The organism is Eubacterium ventriosum (assembly GCF_025150745.1).
GTDB lineage: Bacteria > Bacillota > Clostridia > Lachnospirales > Lachnospiraceae > Eubacterium_G > Eubacterium_G ventriosum.
Map to the genome: position 1 here is coordinate 81,867 of NZ_CP102282.1, position 15,935 is coordinate 97,801.

11 protein-coding genes are annotated in these 15,935 nt (G+C 33.7%); 4 read left to right on the plus strand and 7 right to left on the minus strand.

Going from position 1 to position 15,935, the window contains the following annotated elements:
• The first annotated feature begins 1 nt into the window (after position 1).
• Positions 2-886, plus strand: a complete 885-nt coding sequence (locus NQ558_RS00340) for a DegV family protein (RefSeq protein WP_005359952.1) — start codon at positions 2-4, stop codon at positions 884-886.
• A 521-nt stretch (positions 887-1,407) separates the two neighbouring features.
• Here the strand turns inward: NQ558_RS00340 and NQ558_RS00345 are convergent.
• The 6 genes from NQ558_RS00345 to NQ558_RS00370 all read right to left on the minus strand — a co-directional run bounded on the left by NQ558_RS00345 (position 1,408) and on the right by NQ558_RS00370 (position 10,575).
• A complete protein-coding gene (locus tag NQ558_RS00345) occupies positions 1,408-1,989 on the minus strand; it encodes an HdeD family acid-resistance protein (protein ID WP_040446201.1) in 582 nt (193 codons plus the stop codon).
• Between the two features lie 103 nt (positions 1,990-2,092).
• The gene (locus tag NQ558_RS00350; RefSeq protein WP_040446199.1) at positions 2,093-5,848 is read right to left on the minus strand and encodes a phosphoribosylformylglycinamidine synthase; all 3,756 of its coding nucleotides are present in this window, start codon (positions 5,846-5,848) and stop codon (positions 2,093-2,095) included.
• 147 nt (positions 5,849-5,995) lie between these two features.
• Complete coding sequence (locus NQ558_RS00355) at positions 5,996-6,748, minus strand: TIGR03915 family putative DNA repair protein (RefSeq protein ID WP_005359943.1); 753 nt, start codon at positions 6,746-6,748, stop codon at positions 5,996-5,998.
• Between the two features lie 23 nt (positions 6,749-6,771).
• Complete coding sequence (locus NQ558_RS00360; protein WP_005359942.1) at positions 6,772-8,097, minus strand: putative DNA modification/repair radical SAM protein; 1,326 nt, start codon at positions 8,095-8,097, stop codon at positions 6,772-6,774.
• Between the two features lie 253 nt (positions 8,098-8,350).
• Positions 8,351-9,331 (minus strand): leucine-rich repeat domain-containing protein, encoded by a 981-nt coding sequence (locus NQ558_RS00365; RefSeq protein WP_050750944.1) that lies wholly within the window; start codon positions 9,329-9,331, stop codon positions 8,351-8,353.
• 95 nt (positions 9,332-9,426) lie between these two features.
• Positions 9,427-10,575: a helveticin J family class III bacteriocin gene (locus tag NQ558_RS00370; protein ID WP_040446197.1), complete on the minus strand. Its 1,149-nt coding sequence runs from the start codon at positions 10,573-10,575 to the stop codon at positions 9,427-9,429.
• A gap of 342 nt (positions 10,576-10,917) precedes the next feature.
• Here NQ558_RS00370 and NQ558_RS00375 point away from each other — a divergent pair, with 342 nt between their 5' ends.
• Entirely contained in the window at positions 10,918-11,721 is an 804-nt protein-coding gene (locus NQ558_RS00375; protein WP_005359938.1) for a zinc dependent phospholipase C family protein, read from the plus strand.
• On the opposite strand, the gene NQ558_RS00380 is transcribed toward NQ558_RS00375, so the two are convergent.
• Positions 11,699-12,709, minus strand: coding sequence for a LacI family DNA-binding transcriptional regulator (locus tag NQ558_RS00380; RefSeq protein WP_040446195.1), 1,011 nt, complete (start codon positions 12,707-12,709; stop codon positions 11,699-11,701). The genes NQ558_RS00375 and NQ558_RS00380 overlap by 23 nt on opposite strands.
• 340 nt (positions 12,710-13,049) lie before the next feature.
• Here NQ558_RS00380 and NQ558_RS00385 point away from each other — a divergent pair, with 340 nt between their 5' ends.
• Both NQ558_RS00385 and galT read left to right on the plus strand, forming a co-directional pair.
• Positions 13,050-14,333, plus strand: coding sequence for a galactokinase (locus tag NQ558_RS00385; RefSeq protein ID WP_005359934.1), 1,284 nt, complete (start codon positions 13,050-13,052; stop codon positions 14,331-14,333).
• Positions 14,330-15,835 (plus strand): UDP-glucose--hexose-1-phosphate uridylyltransferase, encoded by a 1,506-nt coding sequence (galT, locus tag NQ558_RS00390; RefSeq protein WP_005359933.1) that lies wholly within the window; start codon positions 14,330-14,332, stop codon positions 15,833-15,835. Before NQ558_RS00385 ends, galT begins: the two co-directional genes overlap by 4 nt.
• Positions 15,836-15,935: the final 100 nt, after the last annotated feature.

The window sequence follows — 15,935 nt, forward strand, 5'->3', positions numbered from 1 at the left end:
TATGTACCAGATTATTAGTGATAGTGCCTGTGATTTAACAGAGCTTTATGTTAAAAAACACAATATAGAAATTGTCCCTCTTACTGCTTCTCTTGATGGAGAAACATATTTAAAGGACAAAACAGAAATTAATAGAAAAGACTTTTATACTACAATGGTTGAGAACCCTGATATTTTTCCAAAGACTTCTCTTCCAAGTGTTGAAAGTTATGAGACAGTTTTTAGAAAGTATGCAGAACAGAACATTCCTGTTGTATGTTTTACAATCTCAATTCATCTAAGTGGTTCATATAATTCTGCTTCAATGGCTAAGGATGTTGTTGAAGAAGATTATCCTGATGCAAAGATTGTTGTATTAGATTCACAGCAGGACACAGTCAGTCAGGCTCTTATAATTGACCAAGTTGTAAGAATGCAAAACGACGGCATTCCATTTGATACAATGATTGAGAACACTAAGAAACTTATGGGCACAGCACGTATTTTCTTCACTGTAGGTTCACTTGATTACTTAAGAATCGGCGGTCGAATTGGAAAAATGGCAATTTCAGCCACAGGAAAGCTTGGAATCAAACCTATCATTATCTTGAAAGATGGTGAAGTAAATCTTGGTGGTGTAGGAAGAAACCGTGGCAAGCTTAAAAAGAACCTTATCCAGATTGCAGACAAATATTTAACAGAAAACGGTAAAGACAACTTCGTTGTTTCAATAGGATATGGCTATGATGCCATAGAAGGCGTAGCATTCAAGGATGAAGTTGAAGCCGGACTTGGTGTCAAACTCAACGGTGACACTAATGTAGAAATCGGTGTTATTACAGCAGTTCATACAGGACCACATGCAATAGGAATTGGAGTTATCCAGAAATACGAAACATTGAAATAAGTTAAGAATTGATTCTTGAAATAAGACTGAAATATAATTTGAAATAAGATTTAGGAGCATACCATTTGTTGGTTATGCTCCTATTTTTTTGTTATAGTAAGTCAATATGTAACAAATTGATTTTAGTCTAGTGTTGCATGGAGCAAATCTAGATGTCTGTACCCCGATATTAGAAATATTTGAAATATTGGGGTACATTCGTCGTGGGTTCAAACTATTTGTTGCGTAATTTTGATAATGATTTTAGTGTGCGTACCCCGAAAAACAAGATATTTCATATAGCGGGGTATTTTTGCTGCAAACTCAAATTATATGTTGTATTATTTGATAAATAATTTTGGTAAATGTACCCCAAAAATAGCGACTTTTGAAATATCGGGGTACACAACACATTTATTAGCAATTTTCCCCGATAATTTTCCCCGATAATTTTCCCGATAATTCAATCTCCCCTCATACAAGAAAAGCCCTACGGATTTCAAAGTTGTTCACTCTAAATCCATAGGGCTCTTCTTATATATTTAGTTCATCTGTGAATCTATCCATTTCTTTATCTTTCCCGAAACAGATAATGTTGTGATTAAATCAATCAATCCAGTTACCGCAAATATTGCTCCTGAACACTGGATTAAGAAATCTCCTGCTGTTCTTGTGCCATCGTCATTGTGATTCATTGGCATTGTTAAAACTGATATGCCAAGTATTATACAAATAATGGCAAATACAAGTAGTGGAATCCAATGGCATCCCATTCTTCTAAGGTCTAACGCATTCTCTATTTTCATAAGTCCACTGACTATTATTATTAATGCAATTACATAAGTAATAATTGAAAGTATTAGATTCATGCATGCAAGCACTACTATCCCAAGTAATATTAAAGCAATTCCTGCCACAAATTCATATCTATAAAAATCATTAATAAAATTCTTTTTTCTGTATTCTATTAAGTATCTTATTCCTAAAGCAAATAACATTACTGCAAGTATTATACAAACAGCATTTAATGTTTTAGTCGGATACAAAAACATTAAAACTCCTATTGCTATAGCAAGAATTGAATACAAAACCATTTCCCATTTTAGATTCTTTAAATAGCTCAATATGGTCCTCCTTTCCAAAACTAAATCAAGAAGCCCTTCAGAGATAGTGTTAGACAACTATCCCTGTGAAAGCTTCTTGTTATGTTCTTGTATGTTTTACTTATTATTTAAAGTAGTTTACACCTGATTCAAATACCTTAAGATCCTGTTCTCCGTAGATATTTGTTGCTACTGAACGACCCTTTCTTTCGATATGAGCCATCTTACCAAAGCATCTGCCGTCAGGACTTGTAATACCTTCAATAGCATAGTATGAACCGTTTACGTTCCATTCTTCATCCATTGTAGGCTGTCCCTGCTGGTTTACATACTGTGTTGCAACCTGACCGTTTGCAAATAATTCCTTAATGCATTCTTCAGGTGCTACAAATCTTCCTTCTCCGTGTGATGCTGGGTTTACATAAACTCCACCAAGTTCTGCATTCTGTAACCAAGGTGACTTGTTTGATACAACCTTTGTATAAACCATCTTTGAGATATGACGGTTAATTGTATTATATGTTAAAGTTGGTGCATTTACATCCTGTCCTGTAATCTTGCCGTTTGGTACTAATCCTAACTTGATTAATGCCTGGAAACCATTACAAATACCAAGTGCAAGACCATCTCTTTCATTTAATAGTTTGTGAACTGCTTCTTCAATCTTAGCATTCCTAAATGCTGTTGCGAAGAATTTAGCTGAACCATCAGGTTCATCACCTGCACTAAATCCACCTGGGAACATAATAATCTGTGACTGTGCAATGCTTTCTTCAAAAATCTTAACTGAGTCTCTAATGTCTTCAGGTGTTAAGTTCTTGAATACCTTAGTAATAACATTTGCACCAGCTTTTTCAAAAGCCTTAGCACTATCATATTCACAGTTTGTACCTGGGAATACAGGGATAAATACTGTAGGTTTTGCAACTTTGTTCTTGCAAACATATACGCTGCCCTTATCATAAATTGGTGTATCAAGTAATGATGTATCCTTATGGCTTCTTGTTGGGAATACCTTTTCTAATGGTTTCTCCCAAACCTTAATTGCTTCGTCCATAGGAATTGAATCATAACCATATTCAAATACTTCCTTATCGTTTGTTTCACCGATAAGAACATAACTTGATGTAATATCGTCAAGTCTGTCTGCAGGTACTTCAGCAATAATATCACCAAATCCAGGTGCAAATAAATCTGCTCCAGGGATTCTTCCACTAATGCTTACACCAATCTTATTACCAAATGCCATCTTACTTACGGCTGGGATAACACCCTTTCCTTCAACAGCATATGCTGAAATAATAACTCCATTCTGAATCATTTCATGAATTTCATCATATAACTTCATGATTTCATCATATACAGGCTTGTCATACTGATCCTTGCTAATTTCAAACTTAACAATCTTATTGCCTGCTGCCTTAAATTCAGGAGTAATAATATCTTTTTCTTTAGCTACATCTACTGCAAATGATACAAGTGTTGGTGGTACATCAATATCATTAAATGTTCCTGACATACTATCCTTACCGCCAATTGATGGAAGACCAAATCCCATCTGTGCATCAAATGAACCAAGAAGTGCTGCAAATGGCTGGCTCCAACGACGTGGATCTTCAGTCATTCTTCTAAAGTATTCCTGATATGTCATACGTACTTTCTTGTAATCACCACCTGTTGCAACAATCTTAGCAATTGAGTCAACTACTGCATACATTGCTCCATGGTATGGGCTCCAACTTGAAAGATATGGATCAAATCCATATGACATCATTGTTACTGTATCGCAATCTCCCTTTAATACAGGAAGCTTAGCTACCATAGTCTGTGTTTCTGTCATCTGATATTTTCCACCAAATGGCATAAATACTGAACCTGCTCCAATAGAACCGTCAAACTTTTCAACTAATCCCTTCTGTGAGCAAACATTTAAATCTGACAATGTTTCTAACCATTTCTGTTTTACATTGTTAACAGGCTGTTTGTTGAAGAAGTTCTTGTTTTCATCAGGCATGTCAACTTCAACTGTTGTTTCCTGATGTGCACCGTTTGTATCAAGGAAGGCTCTTGAAAGGTTAACGATTTCTTTACCTCTCCATTCTAATACTAAACGTGGTTCTTTTGTAACTTCTGCTACTACTGTAGCTTCAAGGTTCTCTTCGTTAGCATATTTTAAAAACTGATCAACGTCACTCTTATCAACAACAACTGCCATTCTTTCCTGTGATTCTGAAATAGCAATTTCTGTTCCGTCAAGACCTGCATACTTCTTTGGAACCTTGTCTAAGTTAATGTGTAATCCATCTGCCAATTCACCAATAGCAACTGAAACACCGCCGGCACCAAAGTCATTACACTTCTTAATAATGTGGCTAACTTCTTCTCTTCTAAATAAACGCTGCAATTTACGTTCTGTAGGTGCATTACCTTTCTGAACTTCTGCACCACAAGTTTCAATAGATTCTTCTGTATGAATCTTTGATGAACCTGTAGCTCCACCACAACCGTCACGACCTGTACGGCCACCTAATAATATAATAATATCTCCCGGATCCGAGTTAAGTCTCTGTACTGCACGTCTTGGTGCTGCACCCATAACTGCTCCGATTTCCATTCTCTTTGCTACATAATCAGGATGATAAATCTCTTTAACTAAACCTGTAGCCAAACCAATCTGGTTACCATATGAGCTATATCCATTAGCTGCTCCCTGAACAAGTTTCTTCTGTGGTAACTTACCCGGAAGAGTTTCTGACATTGATTTAGTAGGATCTGCTGCACCTGTAACACGCATAGCCTGATATACATAAGTACGTCCTGATAGTGGATCTCTGATAGCTCCACCAAGACATGTTGCAGCACCACCGAAAGGCTCGATTTCTGTAGGATGGTTGTGTGTTTCATTCTTAAAGTTTACTAACCATTCTTCTGTTTTTCCATCTACTTCTACAGGAACTACAATACTACATGCATTGATTTCGTCTGACTTCTCCTGATCATCAAGTTTGCCTTCCTTCTTAAGCTTACGCATTGCAATAAGAGCAAGGTCCATAAGACATACAAACTTGTCTTTTCTTTCTCCAAAAACGTCCTTTCTTGTGTCAAGATATTCCTGATATGATTTTTCAATAGGTTCTTTAAAATATCCGTCATCAAAAGTAACGTCTGTTAATTCCGTATTAAATGTAGTATGACGACAATGATCTGACCAATAAGTATCTAATACTCTGATTTCAGTCATTGATGGGTCTCTGTTTTCTTCATTCTTATAGTAATTCTGAATGTGTAAGAAATCCTTAAAAGTCATAGCCAATCCAAGAGAATCATATAATTCCTTTAAAGGTTCTTCAGCCATATCCTTAAAGCCATCGAAAATAATAACATCTGCAGGCTCTTCAAACTCTGTAACTAAGGTTTCAGGTTTCTCCAATCCTGTTTCTCTTGAATCTACAGGGTTAATGCAGTAATTCTTAATCTGTTCAAACTCTTCATCAGATATATTGCCTTCTAAAACATAAGTAGTTGCTGTCTTAATAACAGGCTCTTCATCTTCATTTAAAAACTTAACACACTGAACTGCTGAATCAGCTCTCTGATCAAACTGTCCCGGCAAAAATTCCACACTGAAAACCTTAGAATTATCCGCATCATATGGGAATGTTTCCTCATATACATTATCTACCGGTGGTTCTGAAAATACTGATGTTAATGCTCTGTTGTAAGTTTCATCTGAGATGTTTTCAACGTCATATCTTACAAGCACTCTTACATCCTTTAATGCATCAATTTCAAGATATCCCTTAATATCTTCTGTAAGTTCCTTTGCAGTAACAGCAAAAGGCTGTTTTTTCTCTACATAAACTCTCTTAACTTTACTCATGAATTCCTCCTGAATAGTTTTTCTATTATTTGTATTTTTATGAAATAATGCTCGACCCAGCATACTACATTAATTTCACTCCGTTAGTATAACACCGATTGAAAATAAAGTACATATTATATTTTTCATATTTCCGCATATTTCCAGCTATTCATGCTCTAGCATATTCTTTCTATACCACTTAGGTAAATGCGTACACTGGCACTTAGGATTATATCTTTCCTTTATTGCTATGGTATTAAAAAATATCTTCCACAAATCCTCGTATTCATCATCTTTTCGAACGCTCCTCACTAACTGATCCATATTCTGTCCTTCAACCAAAACAGTTGCCATACCTTTCTGATGAACTGCTGCCTTTATTCTTCTCTGGTCATATATAATCCAGTTCTCATTAGGAAACCTATTTTGAAAATGTGCATACACCTGTGACAGCACATCACACTTAGGCTCAATTCTACTATACAAAACATTACCTTTAAGCTCTTCAAATCTAATAAATTCTATAAATGAATGTGCCTCGTTGGAAGTCTTTCTACTAAGTTCCATTACTCTCATAACTGCCGGAACGTGAAGCATCTTCATAACTCTTGCACCGTATCTGTAACCATATCTCAGAAATTCAAAAACCGCATCCCCCTTATCCTCTGCAAAATTCATACACGTTCTAAAAACTGCAATATAAGCCTCTTCTGAAATCTTAATCTTTATTGAACGAATAACTCTTTCAGCCTTAGAATTGTCAGTTTCAATATTAATAAATTCAGAGAAAAAGGTTGGTGCATAATCCCTGCCCGGATGGATGTTAACAGAATATCCCTTATTCATGTACACCCACCCGTCATAAATTGCTGTCATTATTCCTTCTATATTGTCTTCACAAACTAACGTAACATTCATATTGCTCTCCGATTATTCTAAACTTACTGTTTTAATCCCAAATCCATAAGCGTCATCTGCTTATAAGTTGTGTCATTCTCAATAGCGTAAACCTGCTTTCTGTCAGTATCTGCCAATGTTCTTGCCAATGCATCCTGATCCATTGACAGTGGAATCATAGTCTTTCCACCGCAGGTTATAAAATATGCTGCCCTTTTAAGAACTACCCCCATCTTCTTTAAGCTGTTAAAGTCAAGCATTCCATAATGTCTTGCCGCAGTTATTCTTCTTGCCGACTTTACTCCAATTCCCGGCACCCTTAATAAGGTATAATAATCTGCTCTCATAACTTCCACAGGAAACTTATCCAAATGATTAACTGCCCAATCACATTTAGGATCCAAAGCCACATTAAAATTAGGATGCTCCTTATTAAGCAACTCCTTAACATCAAAGCCATAATACCTTAACAGCCAGTCTGCCTGATAAAGTCTATGTTCCCTAAGCATGGGGTTAGGTCCTATTATTGCAGGTGAATCAATATTATGATTCACATCCACAAAAGCCGAATAAAACACTCTTTTTAAATTAAACTGTTTATACATAGTCTCCGTAACTGACATAAGCTGATAGTCCGTTTCAGGCGTGGCTCCTATAATCATCTGTGTGCTCTGCCCTGCCGGAACAAACTTAGAATTATTCTTCCGCCCAGTTCTTGTTACAATCTGATATCCTTCCTTACCATCTGAAATCAGTCTGCCTGAACCCATCTGAATCTGCTTCATTGGTTTCAAAATATTAGTATAATTCTTATTAGGTGCAAGTTGCTGTAAACCTTCCTTAGTTGGAAGCTCCAAATTAACGCTCATTCTGTCAGCCACAAACCCAACCTTCTCAATAATATCTTCAGAAGCCCCCGGAATAGCCTTAACGTGAATATATCCAAAAAACTTATATTCATTACGCAGCTTCCAAATAGTTTCGTAAATAAGTCCCATTGTATAATCAGGATTCTTTAAAATGCCCGAACTTAAAAACAATCCCTCTATATAATTTCTTCTGTAAAATTCAATGGTAAGCCTGCAAACCTCATCCGGCGTAAATGAAGCTCTAGGTACGTCATTGGACTTCCTGTTAATGCAATACTTACAGTCAAAAATGCACTCGTTGGTAAATAATATTTTAAGCAATGAAACACATCTTCCATCTGCCGAAAAAGTATGACAGATTCCGCAAGCATGAGTATCTCCAATGCCCTGCCCTTTATTGCCCCTGTCAACTCCACTGCTTGTACAGGCTACGTCATACTTAGCCGCATCAGTTAATATCTTCAACTTCTCTGAAATAGTCATATTCTGTGTAATCTCCATAGCCTGTCTCCTTCTTTATGTTTTTTCGAACGTTTGTTCTGTGATTAGAATAACATACTTATATTCAAAAATCAACAACTCTTAGCCTAAATTTTTTATAATTTTTTCATCAAATATTAAGCCAACATTTTTTAACTTTATATCGGAGATTATTCCATTTTTTTAACTTTTTATTTCAAAGATCACGCTAATATTTTTAGCCAAAAGAAGCTGCCCACTTTACATGAAACAGCTTCTCTATTCTTAAAATATTTTATTTAATTATGTTTGCTTTTTTAAAGTATTTATTCAAAATACTAATGTTGTTTTCATTTCCATCCTTTATTGTAATCTTCAGGTTATAATTTTCGTTATTAGGGATATATTCATATACTCCTTTAACCTTTGTCTTAGTGTACTTCTTTCCGTTCCAGCTATAGTACACCTGACTTGTAGTATATTCAGTATCATTTATTTTTGTTACTGATTTTGGTATTGTAATCTCTGAAAAATCACCGCAGGTCTGTGGAAAATCATCCGGAATTTTTTTCTCATAAAGTAATGCTGATAAGCAAATTTCTTCACATCCGTCATTAACATTAACTGTTTTTCGATTCATTGGAACTCTTACAAGTTTTTTTCCGTCCTTTGTATAAACCATTCCATTTATTGATTTATATTTTTTATCTTTTGCCATCACCTGAAGATTTTCCGCTTCACAATAGCTTGCCATTGCCGGTTCAAAAGCTGTATTAAACTTTACTGTTTTAACATTTGAGCCTGACATTAATACTGCTGCTGAATAATCTTCATTAGAATCTAACATCACTTTAAGATTTCCCGGCATTGTTATTGTCTTTAATTTTTTACATTTTCCTAAAGCATTCTGACCGATTTTTCCAACCTTTTCAGGTATAGTTATATTCTTTATTTTTGTTCCGTAAAAACTATACTTTCCGATTTTTGTTACTGTACCTGAAATAGTAACCTTCTTCAGATTTTTACATTTGTAGAATGCTTTATCTGATACTGATGTCACACCCTTTCTTATTACAACCTTCTTAATTTTTTTGTTATTTTTGAAGGTCATTTTAGCCGGCATTTTTCCTTTTCCTTTAATAACCAATGTTCCCTTCTTAATAGAATAAGTTACATTACTCTTTGCTTTTGCCGCATTAACACCCTGAGCCGGAATCAAACCAATTACCATTGTTAATGCTAGTATAACTCCTATTTTTTTGTACAATTTCTTCATATCCGTACCTCCTTGTTTTCTATACGATGCTTTCATATTTGCATCTATTTTGTTTTGTTATATATTAAACGAAAGTTTTTTATATTTTATTCCATTTAATCCATAACAGATTTATCTATACTATAAATATATGAATTTCTTAAGCCATCATTGATTATTGTTGCAAAAAATAACTTCGACCCTCTAATTTTAATTCCTTCAATTTCAACATTTGACTTATTCAAAATAACTTTTTCATCGTTAAATCTTGGAACAGATATAACTGCAGTAGACTTCCAATTACCTGATTTGCTAATATTTGCAATGCAATTATCCAAGTTATCTTTTCCAGATGATTGATATATATTTAAACCATTTGTTAATTCAATTCCCTGAAATGACTTTTGTGGATATGTTGTTTCATCTGACTGCTTTATGAAATAATATTTCAAAGCTTTACTTAATATTGAATTCGACTTACATGACACTGTTTCTTCTTTATCAAGTGCTTTATTTACTTCAGTAAAATCATAACAACTATATTGTAAATTGCTTCCTGCTTTCGCCCATATAATTATATATTTAGAGTCTGTCGAAAGTGCAGCGTCACATCTTGTTAATGTTCCTATATTCTCTGGATTTCCATTACTTCCTGCTTTGTTAGCATAATTAATATATGTTAACCTGTGAAGAGATGTATAATTATATGTTTTATTTGCCTGATATTCGACTCTTGCAACTTGAACTGACCAATATGTGCTATCACTTATCTTATTTTCCTTGCTTGAAACTAATAAATAAGTTTTTCCATTATATTTATATATTTCAAGTGTTTGCCCATGTCCACATTTATTTAATGTCATTTTACTCTCATAACTAGCTTTTTTTGTTGATTGGTCTATTTTCATTTTTAATATACTTATAGTTCCCTGACTTTGCTGGGTTACATAAATATATTTCTTTTCATCATCAATGCAAAAATTTTGAACACCTTTCTTTCCCAACAATCCTTCCAAAGAATATTCTGCAATTGCTGTTGTTTTTCTAACACTTGCTAAATAGTAACTATTAGCCGCTCTTGAATTGGTAATCATTAATCCTCTTTTTTGCATATACTGATTGTAATCACTTAAAGTTTCAAAATCTCCTTCATCATAAATTTCTCCAAGTTGGCTATCACTCGCCATTATGTCATAACTCTTTCCCATTAACATTACACACAACACTAGCATTGATACCATTAACTTTTTCATCTTCTTGTTCATACCTTTTTCTCCTTTCATTCTAAAAATTTTATTGATAATTGCCTAATTGCTATATTTTTTCTATCACTTTCTCTCTCTATTTTTCTCTCTTATTAATTACAACGTATGAGAAAGAAAAAAGTGACAACTTTTTTAATTTATATTTTGTTTAGTTTTTTGTCTTATTTTGTGTTATTTTTCTTCTATAATGACATTATGGTTCTTTTACTTATATTTAACAAAATATTCTCACTTTAAAATGGTAAATATGTTAATATATATTGTATAAGTTCTAATAAATGAAATATTAAAATTAAACATACAAATCAATCATAAAAATATTTGTAAATAGGAGGTGTTTTTATGCCATCTGCATATGCACATTATAAATTTGGAAAAATGGTAATTCCCGGATTACCAAAAGATATAAAGAATGTTATTAAGAAATATCCCGCTCCGTTTAAGGCAGGGTTACAGGGACCAGATTTTCTATTTTATTACAGGGCTTTTTCGAAAAATAAAACTAATCAGATAGGCGTTTCTATTCATCATAAAGATTTTTATCCTTTTATGACACACGCCGTTAAGATTGTAAATAAATATGGAAAAAACAGTTCGCAGTACAGTTACCTTTTAGGACTTATTTGTCACTATGTATTGGACAAAAACTGTCATCCTTATGTTAATGTAACAATGGATGAAACCGATTGTGGGCACATTGAAATTGAGGGTGCTTTTGAGCATAAGCTTCTTGTTGAAGACGGATATACTCCTGAAAGTTTTCCTATGCACCATTTAATTCCAACTAAGGAAAGTGTTGCTGAAAGTATGTCACCTTTTTATAATCAGATTTCAACATACACAATTCACGCTTCACTTAAATGGATGTATATAATCAAGAAGTTCTTTGTTGCGCCACATAAAGCAAAAAGGACATGCATTGATTTATTAATGCATGCCACTTTTCATTATAAAAGTTTATATGGCCACGTTGTTGAACCTGACAGTAATCCTAAATGTGAACATCACTTAGATTACTTGTACGAATTGTTTGAAAACTCTGCGACTGAAGCAGTTTATTTAATTCAAAATTTCAATAATGCTTTATACGGAGATGTGTTGTCAAACAAATTTCGTTATGATTTTAGCGGAGCTCTTTATTTTTAACAGGTCCGCATGATTCTCTTTCAACTAACTCACAAGGCATTTTTACATTCAATGGAGTTGTTATGCTACAGTTAGTAGCTCCAAAAAGGAAGTTGGCACCATACTGTCCCATATCATATGCAGGTGCATGTATGGTTGTCAATGTTGGAGTTGTATAATTACAAATCTGTGCATCATCAAATCCAATAACTGAAATATCTTCAGGAATCTTTAATCCGTTTTCTTTAATAGCCTTCATTGCTCCAAATGCAATATAATCACTTGCCGCAAATACGGCTGTTGGCATATCTTTGGACTGAATAAATTCACTCATCATACTATATCCTGATTCAATGGAATATTGTCCTTCTTTTAAATATTTGTCATAATCAAGACCATGTTCTGAACAATATTTTACATATTCCTTAATTCTTTCATCATCAAAAACTTCATCAGTATCTAAAATTTCTCGTCCGCCTAAAAATCCAATCTTTGTATGACCTAGTTTTGTAAGATAACTCATTGCTTTATTTACTGCATATTCAAAGTCTAATGTAAATGATGTAACACTATAATCTGCTACAGGCATATCTAAGAATACAATATTTTTAGATATTCTCTTTAATTCTTTCACTTCTTTTTTGCTAAACTTTCCAATGCAGATAAGTCCATTAATATTTTCAAGATAATCCATATAATTAACATCTGTCTTGAAAGCTCTTACTATCTGAATACAATTTTTTATACAAAAATCTTCAATACCATTACGAACTGAAAGATAATATGTATCCTGAAGTTCCTGCTCTGCTGAAAACCACTGAACAATACCCAATCTGAATGTGGCCTTTGTACTTCTTCCTACTTTTTTGTAGTTTAATTTTTTTGCAGCATCAATTACTTTCTGCTTAGTTTCCATCGTTGTACTTAAAGATGAATCATTATTAAGTATTCTTGAAACTGTTGTAATACTTACTCCTGCCATTTCAGCAATATCTTTTATTGTTGCCATTTCTTCTCTCCATTCTTCCATTCTATATAAGATTACAATCCATGTAATCAAACTTTCGGTATTTTCTGCTTAAATTTAATGCTATTCTATAGTAATAAACTTTCATAGATTTTGCAATACTTTTTACTAAAGTTTTACTTTTTCTTTTACCGAATCGTTTTTATTTATTTTTCCCTTATTCACTTGTTACAGTTTTTGATTCGACTATTTGTGCAATATATTCAAACTTTATTTTTTTATCAAAAAACTATTGATATTTTACTAAAAAAGTTATACATTTTAGTTAAACAAATTTTACAGTAAAAGCGAAGTAATATTTTTATGTATCGGGAGGTTTTCAATGACAAACGTAACAACATTAAAGAATCAGTTTTTGAATAATGAACACGATAGCACATTGGCTGATTTATATTATGATGATGCAGAAATGATTAAATACCAGAAAGAAAGATATGTTAATGCATTAGATAAATATATAGAGCTTTTCGGTGAAGAGAACGTTGACATTTATAGTGCACCGGGAAGAACTGAAGTAGGTGGTAATCATACAGACCATCAGCACGGTATGGTTTTGGCCGCCTCTGTTAACTTAGATGCAATTGCAATTGTTGGAAATAATGACAAAAATACTATTGAACTTTTTTCTGAAGGTTATTCACCATTAAGCATTAGTCTTGACAACATTGCTGTTAACGAAGCAGAATTTGGTACTACTTCTGCTTTAATTAAAGGTGTTATTGCAGGAATGAACGACCACGGTTACAAAACAGGTCCTTTTAAGGCATACGTTACAAGCGATGTTTTAAATGGTGCAGGTCTTTCTTCTTCAGCAGCATTTGAAGCAATTATCGGAACTATTCTTTCAGGTTTATATAACGATATGAAAGTTTCTCCAATTGATATAGCAATTATTGGTCAGTATGCTGAGAATGTATTCTTCGGAAAACCTTGTGGTCTTATGGATCAGATGGCTTGCTCAGTTGGTGGATTTGTACATATTGATTTTAAAGATCCTGCTAATCCTATTGTTGAAAAAGTTGATTTCGACATTGCAGATAAGGGTTACAGCCTTTGTATAGTTGATACTAAAGGTTCACACGCAGACTTAACAGATGACTACTCTGCCATTCCTAAAGAAATGAAAGAAGTTGCAGCTTTATTTGGGAAAGAATTTTTAAATGATATTCCGGCTGAAGAATTTTTCAATAAACTTCCTGAGATTTTCAGAAAAGTTGGAGACAGAAATATTTTGAGAGCTATGCATTTCTTTAAGGACAATGAACGTGTTCAGAAAGAAGTTGACGCTTTAAAAGCTGATGACTTTGACACATTTTTATCTTTAATTAAGGAATCAGGAGATTCTTCTTACAAGCGTCTCCAGAATATTTATTCTAACCATGATTTCCAGAACCAGCCTGTTTCAATAGGTATTGCAATTAGTGAAAATGTTTTAGGAAACAATGGTGTATGCAGAGTACACGGTGGTGGTTTTGCCGGCACTATACAGGCTTTTGTTAAAACTGATTTTGTACCTGAGTATAAGAAAGCTACAGAAAGTATTTTCGGTGAAGGTGCATGTCATGTATTAAAGATTAGAAAGTATGGAGGTGTTAAAGTATTATGATTAACGTCTCAGAATTAGATAAAAATATAAAAAAATTAGTACAGTATGGTATTAATTCAGGTTTAATTCCTGAATCAGAAAGAAATTATTCAACTAATATGATTTTGGATGCTTTTGGCAAAGATGATTACTCTGATCCTGATATTTCAGGTGAGGAGATTAATCTTGACAATATATTAGATAACCTTTTGGATATTGCCTGTGAAATGAAGCTTATTGAAGACTCTATTACTTACAGAGACCTTTTTGATACAAAGCTTATGAATTTCATAATGCCACGTCCTTCACAGGTTTCAGAAATCTTTTGGAAAAAATATAGCAATTCTCCGAAAGAAGCAACCGATTTCTACTATGATTTTTCTACAAAAACTAATTACATTCGAAAATCACGAGTAGAAAAGGATTTAAAATGGACTGTTCCTTCACAGTACGGTGAAATTGACATTACTGTTAATTTATCAAAGCCGGAAAAAGATCCTAAAGCTATTGCAGCCGCAGGAAAAGCTGCTTCATCTTCTTATCCGAAGTGTCAGCTTTGTATGGAAAATGAAGGATATGCAGGTCGTGTAAATCATCCTGCAAGACAGAACCATAGAATCATTCCTATTACTATCAATGATTCAAACTGGGGATTTCAGTATTCTCCATATGTTTATTATAACGAACATTGCATAGTATTTAACGGACAGCATGTACCAATGAAGATAGATAAAGCAGCTTTTAGAAAATTATTTGATTTTGTTAAGCTCTTTCCTCATTATTTTCTTGGTTCAAATGCAGACCTTCCAATTGTTGGAGGTTCAATTTTAAGTCACGACCATTTCCAGGGGGGTAATTATACTTTTGCCATGGCAAAGGCTGATATTATCAAAGAATTTTCAGTTGATGGTTTTGACGATGTTAAATGTGGTATTGTAAAATGGCCTTTATCAGTTATCAGATTACAGTCAAAAGACAGTGACAGAATAATTGAACTTGCCGACCATATTTTGAAGGCTTGGAGAGGCTACACTGATGAGGATGCATTTATTTATGCTGAAACTGACGGAACACCACACAATACCATAACTCCTATTGCAAGATTTAAGGATGGTATGTTTGAACTTGATTTAGCATTAAGAAATAACATTACTACAGAAGAACATCCTTTAGGTGTATATCACCCACACGAAGAACTTCACCATATTAAGAAAGAGAATATTGGTTTAATTGAAGTTATGGGTCTTGCAGTACTTCCATCAAGATTAAAAGGCGAGATGAATTTACTTGCTGAATATATTCTTGAAGGAAAAGATATTCGCGAAAACGAAGCTATTGAGAAACATGCCGATTGGGCATACGATTTTCTTGCCAACTATGATGACGTTAATAAAGATAATGTTATGGACATTATTCAAGCAGAAATTGGAAAAGTTTTCGTAAAAGTTTTAGAAGACGCAGGCGTTTACAAATGTACACCTGACGGCTTAGAAGCATTTTTGAGATTTATTAAAACTTTATAGTTTTATTTCTATATTTGTTAACATAGGCAAAACTACTTTTTCATTCCCTCCCCTTTTTCATATTTTCTCGTAGTTTTGCCTATTAAAAATTAGGAGGATT